This window comes from Spirosoma flavus (assembly GCF_054778555.1).
In genome coordinates, this window is sequence record NZ_BAAGZL010000006.1 from 24,880 (window position 1) to 36,161 (window position 11,282).

Here is an 11,282-nt window from a genome sequence, read left to right on the forward strand (position 1 = left end):
AGCGTATCATCGTATTAATCTTACTGGAATCGTCAGTAAGATTCCATTCAGCTGAATTGATTCAACACTTCGGGTGATACGTTCCAGTAGTGGATTTCTCGGTTAATGTTTGCTCGGTTAACCGTTGGTTTCTGGTATCTGCGCCCCGCAAATCGCCGTATCAAATCCCAAACGTCTTCAACAACTATCCTTTTATTGATGTCTGTTACGGTTAGCCAGAACGTAGCGCTTCATTTTGTTTAATCTTTAAGAGTGAACGGATTAATATTGAATTAAAGCTTTTTAGAGTAGGTAATTCCCCAAAAACAGAGAATATACGGATCAATGCCCACTTTTTACGGTTGATACGTTGCTTCTGTCAACCCGGCCCATTCATCGTTGAAACCGTTCGAGGCACGAGCCACCTTTGCATTGTCAAATACAGACACGAACAATGCAATGAACACACAACGAACCGTTCACACGTTTGCCGCTACTTTCCTACTTCTCTCGAGCCGTAGGCTTGTGATTTCTGCTTCCGATACATTCGGCGGTATACACCCACCGGCGAACACCTCCTCGTATGCGATGCCTGAAACGGAGAATACGACTATTATACGTCGATAACGCTTGACTCTATAAAGACCGAATCGGCGGCACGCGCCAATCAGACGGGTATTGCCTTTACTAACCGTCAATAAGTTTTTACCTCTTTTTTAATCCGGGTTCACAGCCCAATTCAACAACAATACTCATGACAAAATCAGTAATCAACCCCTGGGAATGGCAAAATCAGCTTGGCTATTCTCAGGCCGTAGAAGTGGCCCAGGCAACTCATACGTTGTACTGCGCTGGGCAAGCGGCCATGACTGCCGAAGGACAACCCATAAATGCCGACATGGGCGAACAAATCAGCCTGAGTTTCGACAATCTGGAAGCAGTTCTGCAACAGGCTGGCTACTCGCTGGAAAATGTCGTTCGGCTTAACATATACACGACATCCATTGAGCAATTCTTTGCGAATTATGGTCAGGTAATCGGCCGGTTGAGCGCTAATAACTGTGCTCCTTCCAGCACGTTGACCGAAGTAAAAGCGCTCGCATTTCCGGAGTTGATGGTCGAAATCGAAGCCACGGCTGTTAAATAAATCCGAAGCAATGGAAACGAAACGCTGCTCCCGATGCGCACTCTGTTCTTTGTGCGCAAGCAAGCAATCTCAACCTCGAACAACCGCTATACCTGCTCAGGTACGTCAACAATCACTACGTAAATCACTTTTAAATCAGACAAATACCAATGCAAGACCAACGCTATAACGTTTTCAATCAGATTCATAAAGGCCTGCGGGGCATGCTCTACGATACGGCCATTCGTTTACAACAAACCGATTTCACGTCATCCGAAGCGATTGCTACCATCGATCAACTGGAGCAGGCATTACATTTCTTCGACGAACATGCCGAAAATGAGGATCAGTTTATTCTGCCACACATCCGTAAACACGATGCTCAACTTATTGACGAGCTGGAGAAAGACCACGATGTAGACCATCAGCTGACCCAAACCCTGTTTGCTTCTATTCAGGAATGGCGGCAGGCTACCGACGCAGCACAAAAAGGCGCAATTGGACAACGTATTTTACTGGCTTTCAACGAGTTTATTGCGTTTAATCTCTATCACATGAATAAAGAGGAGACGGTGTTGATCGACCTGCTCTGGAAGCATTACACGGATGGCGAGATTTTTCAGATGGAAGAACAAATTATACATTCCATTCCCATTCAGACGCTGATGGTAGAGAGTCGCTGGATGATGCGCTCGATCAGCGATCCAGAAGTAATCGGGTGGTTGTCAGGCGTGAAGCAGGGCGCTCCGGCAGAAGTATTCAACAATTTTCTGCAAATGGCTACCGAAGAACTGCCAGCTAACCGCCTGTCCAAAGTAGAAGAAGCATTGGCTCTGGTTTAATCGCCGGCTAATTCGGTAACGTTGACCTGAAAAAATGTATAAGTCTATGAAACGCCTGTTTAAAAAAATTCGCACACAAAAAGCTGTTCGTCCTAAACGGCCAGCAGCCCGCTCCCAGCATTGGTGGGGCAATGAGTAACGCATAGACCCTGCTAAAATGACTTACCAGTCGCAACTATTTGATTTCTAAAACGTTGGGAGTGGTAAATCGTTTTAACAGAAGCAATTTCACTCCATTCCAATTTTCAATACGCGGCCAACTTCTTTATGATACAGCCGGCCGATGGGTAACTCCTGGCCGGCAACATCAACGTAGCTGGGCGTATATGCAGCGATTTTATCGACGGCCACGATAAACGAACGATGGATGCGCAGGAAACTCGTTTCGGGCAGCATTTCTTCCAGCGAACTGATGCTTTGTTTTACCACCAATGGCCGCCCCTGCGACGTAACGATTTTAACGTAATCTTTCAGGCTTTCTACGTATTGAATATCGTGCAGAAACACCTTCACCATTTTCCGGTCGACCCGAAAATATAGAAAGGTGTTCTCTGACGTAGCAACTTGGTTTTCAGCAGAAATTACGGGCAATTCTACTGAATTAGGCGATACAGATAACGTATCAACCCGCATAACTTTGGAAATAGCGCGCAGAAAACGCTCGAACGAAATGGGTTTTAGCAGATAATCCACTACGTCGAGTTCGAAGCCATCCAGCGCATAGTCGCGGTAGGCCGTCGTAAAAATGATCTTAGGCGGATTACGCAGGCTCCGGACAAAATCGGTACCCAGCAGTTTCGGCATCTTAATGTCCAGAAACATCAAATCCACGGGTGTTGCCTGCAACACGCTAAATGCCTGAATGGCGTTGTGGCATTTACCTACAATTTCCAGATTATCAATGCTGTTTATGTGCGACTCAATGACCGCCAGCGCCGGGGGTTCGTCATCAACAAGCAGGCAACGTAGCGGCATACAAATTTCGATTAAGCAGCTTCAATTAGTTCATTTACTGGCAAACGTAACGGTTCCATCGTAGCAGCCAGTTCCAGCGTGAGCGTGACCATAAATGTTTCCGGTTCTGTCACGATACGTAGTTCATGCCGATTCGGGTATAACAATTGCAGACGTTTTGTTACGTTCTGCAAGCCAATACCACCAACGGGCGCATCGCCAGAATCGGTCAACTCGCAGCTATTTATAACCTTGAATTTCAACGTATTATCCTGCACTAATAGATCGATATGCATCCAGGCTTGCTCCAGTTGTTCGCTGGCTCCGTGCTTGAATGCATTCTCCAGAAACGGTATAAGCAGCAAAGGCGCAATCTGTTTATTGCCATAGTCGCCTGTTATATTGACCGACATATCCAGTCGTTCGCCATACCGGATTTGTTCCAGCCCAATGTAATTCCGCATAAACGTAATCTCTTTCTGAAGCGGCACTTCCGCAGCATTGCATTCATACAGCATATAACTCAGCAACTCCGAGAGTTTCAGCACGATAGCGGGCGAGCGGTCAGATTTATGCAGCGTAAGCGCATACAGATTATTTAACGTATTGAACAGAAAATGCGGGTGAATCTGCGATTTCAGTAACTGCAACTCGGCCTGCAATTTTTCCCGATCAATCTGCTGGTAAGCTTCCTGTTTCAAATACCAGGCTTTCGCTAGTTTGACAGCCCCCCCAAAACCACCAATGGTCAATGCCCCCCGCATGCCCGCCATCATAGCAAAAAAGAAACTATTTCCGGATGGGCGCAACCCCAGACAGATGTGCATAGGGTCGACGACGAATGTGGTCAGCATAGCCGAAAAAAAGGCAGTCAATACCATCAGTCCCAAAATAACCGGCACCGCCCATACGTAGCGGTCTTTCAGCAGAAACGTCGGTACCAGCCAGTACGCAATGCTATACGTAAAAAAAGCGTGGGCAGGCATAAACAACGTAGCATCAATGGCTGCCCAGCCAAATCCACGCAGGAAAGCCATTGGCCAGTCGATGCCCTGCCGCATTAAGGAACTCGCTGGTAAGAAACCATACGTTAGGGCAAAAAACAGCATCCAGGCCAGCCAGAACAAACCATGCCTGGCCAACCGATAGCGGGGCTGATTGGAGAAGACAAATTCTTTGTTCAGATGTTGCATACATTCGGCGATTACCCACCCGAAAATAGCTAAACAGGGCGGGTTTGCCTATTAACCGGCCTCTTTATCGACAAACAGCACGAGACCATCGCCGAACAACTGAATCCACCGCCGAACAGCCGTTTGTCGACAATTTACTGCTGTCTGCTGGCTGCTACGTACCAATGGGCGATTATCCTGGCAATCAATTGCGTAGGCTTATACATTTGACCCGGTAATGAACAAATACCACCTCAAAAAACACAAATACAATGAAAACTACCTCAACAATTCGCCTGGCCCTGACGGCCTTCCTCCTGACGTTTGCTACGTTCACCACACAAGCTCGTAAAGTCGACGAACCGCTACTACCCCGCGACGGATTCTGGGTTATCGAAAGCCAGCCTAAAAGCAAGCAATGCACAGTTCGGTTTTATAGTGAAAATCAGACATTGATTTATCAGGAAACCCTGAATTGTCGCCTGAACATAGCCCGCGCCCGTGTTAAACGACAACTCAACGCGGCCCTCGAACAGGCCATGTTTGTCTGGAATGCTACGCACAAAATGCCAACCGAGCGCCAATGGGTGGCGGTTCAGCTAGATGGAAAGTAGCAGCCTGCCCCAAACATAAAACACCAAAGCCCAGATTTGCGTCTGGGCTTTGGTGTTTTACTACGTTGGTAGTGAATCAATTACTGCTTCATCAGCTTGATGGTTTTACGTTCGGATGGCGTGCTGACGTTCAGCATCAGCAATTCTTTACTACCGCTGATTGGTATACGTACCCGCTCAACCGAAGCGGCTTCGCTGATGGTATGCTTGTGAAGCACGCGGCCTTGTGTGTTGACCAGATTCAGGCTAACGGGTCCACCAGCGGCACCCGAAATTTCTACTTCGGCCACTTCGCCAGCTACGGGATTGCCCAGCACACGTACCGCCAGGTTCAACTCAGCACTTACACGCGCTCCCGATGTCTGGCTACCACAAGCCGCCAGCCAGTTAAAGCTATAGCTACCCTGATCTGGCGTGCCCTGTTGAATAGCTTTCAACGTAATAACCGGGTTATCAGTATACAGCGTTAATGAATATGGGCCTGATGCCGTCGTGGGCAGCATTTCATTCGCAACCGAGAAACTAATCGGCTGACCGTTCGTTCCACTATACTGGGGCGTAAAGCTGATTGCTTTAGAGTTTGGTCCGGCAGGATTACAGCTAAACAACGTAGCGCCTACAATAGCAAATCCGATCGGAGCGGGTGGAGGAGTTGGATTGCCTCCGCAGGCACCCAGCCAGTTGTAATTGAACGTAGATTGCGCCCCACTTTGTTCTGCGCTCAGCACAATAACCGGATTATCGGTATATAAGGTCAGCGAATAAGGGCCAGAATTGGTGGTTGGCAACATTTCATTGACAACCGAGAAACTAATCGGCTGGCCGTTAGAACTGCTATATGTCGGGTTGAACACCAACGCGCGCCGACCAGGGCTGACGTTTGTACAACTGACGGTGGTTACGCCCGTAATCGAGAAAACACCCGCTGGCGGTGGCGTATCGGTTATCGCTTCAAGAGCGCGGTTGGCCTGAATAAAGCCAAAACCCGTGCCATAATCAAAGCCTGTGTCGAACCCTGGCGTAGACGGATCATTCATATCCAGGGCCGTGTTTTGCAGGGCAGACAGGATAGCAGCCGGTGTAATGGAAGGTACTTTTTCTTTCATCAAAGCAGCCACAGCCGCTGCGTGCGGAGCAGCGGCCGACGTACCGAAAAAGTTCGGATATGTGTCGGGGTCTACGCTCGAATCAGAATAGAAAAATGTTGTGTTGGTTCCATCTACGGCAGTTATCTCAGGCTTAGGCCGCGTTACAGGAGCGGGCAATCGAGTGCCCGTTGTGGTGAAATAAGTAGGAACGCCCCCGGCCGATGAAAATGGTTCAATGACAGCCGTAGTCAGGTTATTGTTATAAGCGGGCGTATTGTAGTAGGGCGCAGCTCCTACACTAATGCAACGGGTAGAGTTGGTATGCCCAACAGCCGTTGAACTTTTGGTGTCATATTCTACCGAAACCTGACTATCGAAATTGACCCATTTTACAATGTTTGGATCCGGACCTGACCATTTGACCAGCACCAGTTCAATATCAACTGCCGACGTTCCATTATTGACAATGCCAATCAACTCGACTGGGTCTAAACCTGTATTTTCTTCAATACCTGATAGGTTCCCCCGATACGTTCCTCCAATAAAAACGAGGATATCCATGTCTGTCTGCGCACCCGCACCACCACTAACTGAGAAAAACGGATCATCCCATTGAAAACTAAGAATCATTGACTGTCCGTTTGGTCCTAATCGGAAAGTTTGGCGAAGATCCCCTCCTCCAAAATTATGGGCGGGTCGTGCTCCGTTACTGTAGCCAGTAAATACAGTTGCCGGGCCAGGGCTATACGTACTTTGGTAGGATTGACGGGCCGAGTTACCGGCAGACGAGAAATACGTAACGCCATTGTTATTCACTACGTCGTCAATAGCCTGAGCGATAACGCCATCCTGAAAGAAAGGCTCAGCAAAATAACTGACATCGTCGGTAATTATTTTACAACCAGCGGCTGCCAAATCACGGATACCCTGGGCAAAATCCGTTTCTGATACAAATGCAGTATGAAAGGCAATGGGCGATCCTGGCGCTATATCATGCACCAACTCAGCCATAGCGCGCCCTTCATCAATAAGGCTGGAGCCTGTCAAATCGGACAGGACTTCTACGCCAGCTGCGGGCAGATCGCCTGATGCGACACCAGCGGCTGCTCCTCCACGAGCGTTATAGGAATCAGACAGGATGCCAACCTTAACACCTGCTCCGCTCACGCCATACGTAGTACGAGCCACGGAAGCCCGCATTGCCAAATCGCCTTCGGAGGTTACTGAGCCAACGTTATGCTTTGGCCGATAGGAAGGGCGAGCAAATCTCAGCGACGTAACGTTTTTCAAGTTACCCAGTTGACTGATAGGCAGAAAACCCGATACCCGTTGCTTACTTACTGTTCCCTGCTGAAGCCCCATTCCCTGTAAAGCCTGGAGAAGCTCTCCTCCATCTGCATTGGCTACGGCATCAATGGCAATCTTATCACCATCTGTCGTAAACAGATTCATACGCTGTATCCCATCTTTGTCAGATTCCGCAACAAGGTTTCCTCCATTGTTGATAACCGTCAATAAAGATGTTGATACTTTAGCGTTTCTGGCGGCCTGTTTTAAATCTTGCTGTGCATAGGTAAGCACGGAGAAGCCGAATGCCAGCAGAGCTGTAAAAGCAATCGTCCTGTGTACTCGTAGCTGTTTTAACATAGTGTAAAATGAGTTAGTTGTTTAGATGAACTTAAGAAAAGAAAGAAAAAATAGGAACATAGCGCATGATTTCCGGGGTCATTCGCACGCTAGTGTTAAAGGGAGCAAAGTATATAAAATAACTGAAACAAGCACATATTCTTTTGTATAATCGGTCACCCCCAAACGCAATACTTTGTCTACCAAAGCGGTTACATTTTATTCGTTCGGCAATTATTATTTGCGCTACTAGCCAATTAGGTAAATCCGGGTGTCGACGCGCTTTTACAAACAGGTTTTCGTTCGATTTTACGTTCTTGTTAAGAAGTCTGAACAGACGAAATCAATCGGAATCAATTCTGCTCATCTACTAAAACGTATGGCCCTATGCCCTCAAACAGACGTACATTTATAAAAAGCCTGTCAGGCGTTTCAGCACTGGTGGCTACTCAGGGCATGGCCCGACCATTGGTGTCTGCACCAGCCTATATTCCGAATCTGAAAAAAATCAGTCCGAATGATAAAATACGTATCGCCACCATCGGTATGGGCATTCAGGGCAATATGGATACGCGGGCTGCCCTACGGAATCCCGACGTAGAACTAGTGGCCGTCGCCGATTTGTATAATGGCCGACTGGAACACGCTAAATCAGAATACGGCAAGAATACAGATCTATTTACCACCCGCGATTACCGCGAGATCCTGAACCGGTCTGATGTCGATGCCGTGCTCATCGTTACGCCCGACCACTGGCACGATCACATTACCATTGCGGCTCTTAAAGCCGGTAAGCACGTGTACTGCGAAAAACCGATGGTGCAGCACCTCAACGAAGGCAAAGCCGTGATCGACGCCTGGAAAAAGTCGGGTAAAACCATGCAGGTGGGTAGCCAACGAATCAGTAGTGCCGCGTTTCAGGAAGCCAAACGGCTGGTGCAGGCAGGCGAAATTGGCGCCATCAACTACGTCGAATCGAACAACGACCGGTTCAATGCTATTGGCGCCTGGCAATATTCCATCCCACCCGATGCGTCAACCGCAACCCTTGACTGGGACCGTTTCCTCGGCGATGCACCAAAACGGCCCTTCGATGCTACCCGTTTTTTCCGTTGGCGGAACTACAAAGATTACGGCACGGGCGTAGCGGGCGATTTATTCATTCACCTCATCACCGGTGTTCACTTCGTAACCAATACGTTGGGACCAACCCGTATTTTCTCGTCGGGCAATCTGGCCTACTGGAAAGACGGCCGCGACGTACCGGATGTGATGTCGTGCATCATGGATTACCCCAAAACCGATCAGCACGAAGCTTTCCAGATGGTGCTACGTGTGAACTTCGCGAATGCGGGCAAAATCAGCAACGTAACGCGGATCATTGGTAACGAAGGTCAGATTGAGTTTTCGGAGAACAACCTCATTATGACCAAAAAGAAACTTCCTATTGCGCCCGGATATGGCAACTATGACAGTTTCTTTACGTTCACGGAGCCCGTACAGCAGGAATTTGTGCGGCAGTATGATGCGAAATATCCACCCGATACGCGCAAAGCAGAACCGGCTCAGGAAATTAAATTCGACGCCCCAAAAGACGACGACGCCCACTCCAAACACTTCGCCGATTTCTTTGACAACGTGCGCAAAGGCAGTCAGGGAACGGTTGAAGATCCGGTGTTCGGTTTCCGGGCAGCCGCTCCTGTACTCGCCTGTAACGAAAGCTATTTCGAGCAGAAAGTGGTGTATTGGGACCCGGTTACCATGACGCAGAAAAACCCATCGGCTCCCGGTGCGAAATCGCCGAAAAAGAAACCAGCAACGGTTACTAAGGCGGTAGCCAAACAATAGGAGAAACGTTCTGCAAAACTATTGGCGCGGTGATACGTTGAGTTTATGGCTTCCGCCAACGCGGTGTAAAATCCTAAACTCAACGTATCACCGTGCCCCTTTTTACGACCTATGCAACTTACCGTTACGCCCGAAAATCTGCTTGAGTGGATAGCGCTACGTACTAATCTGGTACCCATTCCCCTACTCCACGCCCAGATTATGCCCGTACTGGCCAAAGCTGTTCTCGAAGCGGCCGATAAAGGCATTTTCGAAGCGGCTCGTTCCGGCGCCAAAACACTTGCCGAGCTTAACGAAACGCTTCAGTTAAATGAGAAAGCGCTCGGCGAAGTAATGGGGCTGCTAACGGCGATGGGTTATTTTACGTATCGGAAGGAGCGATTTAAACTCACACGTATGGCCCGCCGGTTCGCCCTCATCGACGACCCGCGATCCGTACATGGTCTGATTGTATTTAATAACCGCGTTACGTGGGATTGGATGAATCATCTGGGCGAATACCTCCAAACCGGCAAAGGCATTCAGTACCACGATACGTTCACGCCCGAACAGTGGCACTATTACCAGCAGGGCATGGTAGCGGCCAGCAACGCCGAAATTCAGGAGTTTGGCCGACGGGTTCCGTTGCCTAAATCGATACGTTCCGGTCAGGCTGCTACGTTGCTCGACATCGGCGGTTCGCACGGAAATCATGCGGTGGCGCTGTGCCGAAAATACCCGAATTTAACGGCCACGTTACTCGATCTACCGCAAGCCATCGAACAGGCCGCTCCGGTGCTGGCGAAGCAGCAAATGGGCAGTAGAGTGCAACATCAGGTTGGCAATGCGCTGACCGACAACTTCGGCGAAAACGCGTTCGATCTGATACTTATGTCGAACGTAGCGCATCACTTCACGCCCGAAGAGAACCAGCACGTAACAAACAAAGTTGCCAGGGCACTACGTCCAAATGGGCTGTTCATTATCAATGAGTTTATCCGCCCCGACATGTCGGCCCCGCCCGAACTGGTGGGTAGTAGCACGAATCTGTTTTACGGGCTAAGCAGTACCGCTGGTAATTATTCCGTCGCCGAAATTCAGACGTGGTATCGAGTAGCTGGACTTACTGCCTACAAGGAAGTTTGGTACCAAACCATACCGGGCCGGGCAATGGTTGTGGCTAAGAAGTAAACTGACCCAGACAGCACGATGCTAGTTTACTTCTTAGCGAAATCCAGATTGTAATTGACGTTTAGCCGGAAACCAGTGTTGTACTCAAACACGGCTTTCCCGTTGGTCAGATCGGGTTGTTGGTAAATCTGATTCAGGAAGTTCAGTTCTATCTGGAAATCGCTACGTATCTGATAGCCGATACCGGCCGAAATTCGGTTCTGATCGAAGATATTTTGCGCTACGTTCGGGCCGAATCCGATGAACAGTTCGTCGAAAAAGTTGAGATAAAGTTTACCATCGTCAGTTTGCGCTCCTTTCAGCGGAATCTCGCCCGAAATCTGGTAACGCGCCCGATTCGCAAAATCCCAACTCGCGACGTTCCGGGGATTTTCTTCGCTCAACTCTCCCAGAAATCGTTGTTCCAGCCGAAAACGGTGCGACAATTTTACTCGCCCGTATTGCTCCGAAAACTGCACATCTTCGTAAATCCGATGTTCGGGATACGGTACCCCCTGATCAGCGCGGGGATAATTACCGAATGGATACGTAATCAAATTCGTATAGCCACCCGCCAGTTTTACCTTATCTGATACGTTGTAAGTCAGTCCTACCCGCGCCAGCGACTGTTGCCAGCTTTGGATGAAATTGATACGTCGCCACTGATATTCGGTATGGAGTTCCCATTTCTGAGTGAGCTTATGGTCTCCGTTGTAGACGTACCAACCGATGGCGTTATAATCAGCCAATCGCCCATCCTGCCCGTAACTGTATAGCGACAGCAAGCTAGCGATGATAAACCCCGCACTACGTAACGAGTTGTTTTTCATATGAGATCAACCAACAACGTAGTAATTGCTACGTTCCTGATTAATCGGTTAGGC

9 protein-coding genes are annotated in these 11,282 nt (G+C 48.8%); 5 read left to right on the top strand and 4 right to left on the bottom strand.

Going from position 1 to position 11,282, the window contains the following annotated elements:
* The first annotated feature begins 733 nt into the window (after nucleotides 1-733).
* Both ACYVF1_RS25600 and ACYVF1_RS25605 read left to right on the top strand, forming a co-directional pair.
* Entirely contained in the window at nucleotides 734-1,126 is a 393-nt protein-coding gene (locus ACYVF1_RS25600) for a RidA family protein (protein ID WP_461084319.1), read from the top strand.
* Between the two features lie 149 nt (nucleotides 1,127-1,275).
* Nucleotides 1,276-1,947: a hemerythrin domain-containing protein gene (locus ACYVF1_RS25605; RefSeq protein WP_461084321.1), complete on the top strand. Its 672-nt coding sequence runs from the start codon at nucleotides 1,276-1,278 to the stop codon at nucleotides 1,945-1,947.
* Between the two features lie 228 nt (nucleotides 1,948-2,175).
* Here ACYVF1_RS25605 and ACYVF1_RS25610 read toward each other — a convergent pair whose 3' ends face one another.
* The gene (locus ACYVF1_RS25610) at nucleotides 2,176-2,922 is read right to left on the bottom strand and encodes a LytR/AlgR family response regulator transcription factor (protein ID WP_461084323.1); all 747 of its coding nucleotides are present in this window, start codon (nucleotides 2,920-2,922) and stop codon (nucleotides 2,176-2,178) included.
* Nucleotides 2,923-2,933: 11 nt separating this feature from the next.
* Nucleotides 2,934-4,094 (bottom strand): sensor histidine kinase, encoded by a 1,161-nt coding sequence (locus ACYVF1_RS25615; RefSeq protein WP_461084325.1) that lies wholly within the window; start codon nucleotides 4,092-4,094, stop codon nucleotides 2,934-2,936.
* Nucleotides 4,095-4,345: 251 nt separating this feature from the next.
* On the opposite strand from ACYVF1_RS25615, the gene ACYVF1_RS25620 reads away from it, so the two are divergent.
* Complete coding sequence (locus tag ACYVF1_RS25620) at nucleotides 4,346-4,687, top strand: RING finger protein (protein WP_461084327.1); 342 nt, start codon at nucleotides 4,346-4,348, stop codon at nucleotides 4,685-4,687.
* Nucleotides 4,688-4,767: 80 nt separating this feature from the next.
* Here ACYVF1_RS25620 and ACYVF1_RS25625 read toward each other — a convergent pair whose 3' ends face one another.
* The gene (locus ACYVF1_RS25625; RefSeq protein ID WP_461084329.1) at nucleotides 4,768-7,422 is read right to left on the bottom strand and encodes a S8 family peptidase; all 2,655 of its coding nucleotides are present in this window, start codon (nucleotides 7,420-7,422) and stop codon (nucleotides 4,768-4,770) included.
* Nucleotides 7,423-7,788: 366 nt separating this feature from the next.
* On the opposite strand from ACYVF1_RS25625, the gene ACYVF1_RS25630 reads away from it, so the two are divergent.
* Both ACYVF1_RS25630 and ACYVF1_RS25635 read left to right on the top strand, forming a co-directional pair.
* Nucleotides 7,789-9,249, top strand: coding sequence for a Gfo/Idh/MocA family protein (locus ACYVF1_RS25630; protein ID WP_461084331.1), 1,461 nt, complete (start codon nucleotides 7,789-7,791; stop codon nucleotides 9,247-9,249).
* Nucleotides 9,250-9,360: 111 nt separating this feature from the next.
* Entirely contained in the window at nucleotides 9,361-10,419 is a 1,059-nt protein-coding gene (locus ACYVF1_RS25635) for a class I SAM-dependent methyltransferase (protein WP_461084333.1), read from the top strand.
* A 26-nt stretch (nucleotides 10,420-10,445) separates the two neighbouring features.
* On the opposite strand, the gene ACYVF1_RS25640 is transcribed toward ACYVF1_RS25635, so the two are convergent.
* A complete protein-coding gene (locus ACYVF1_RS25640) occupies nucleotides 10,446-11,228 on the bottom strand; it encodes a DUF2490 domain-containing protein (protein ID WP_461084335.1) in 783 nt (260 codons plus the stop codon).
* Between the last annotated feature and the right edge of the window lie 54 nt (nucleotides 11,229-11,282).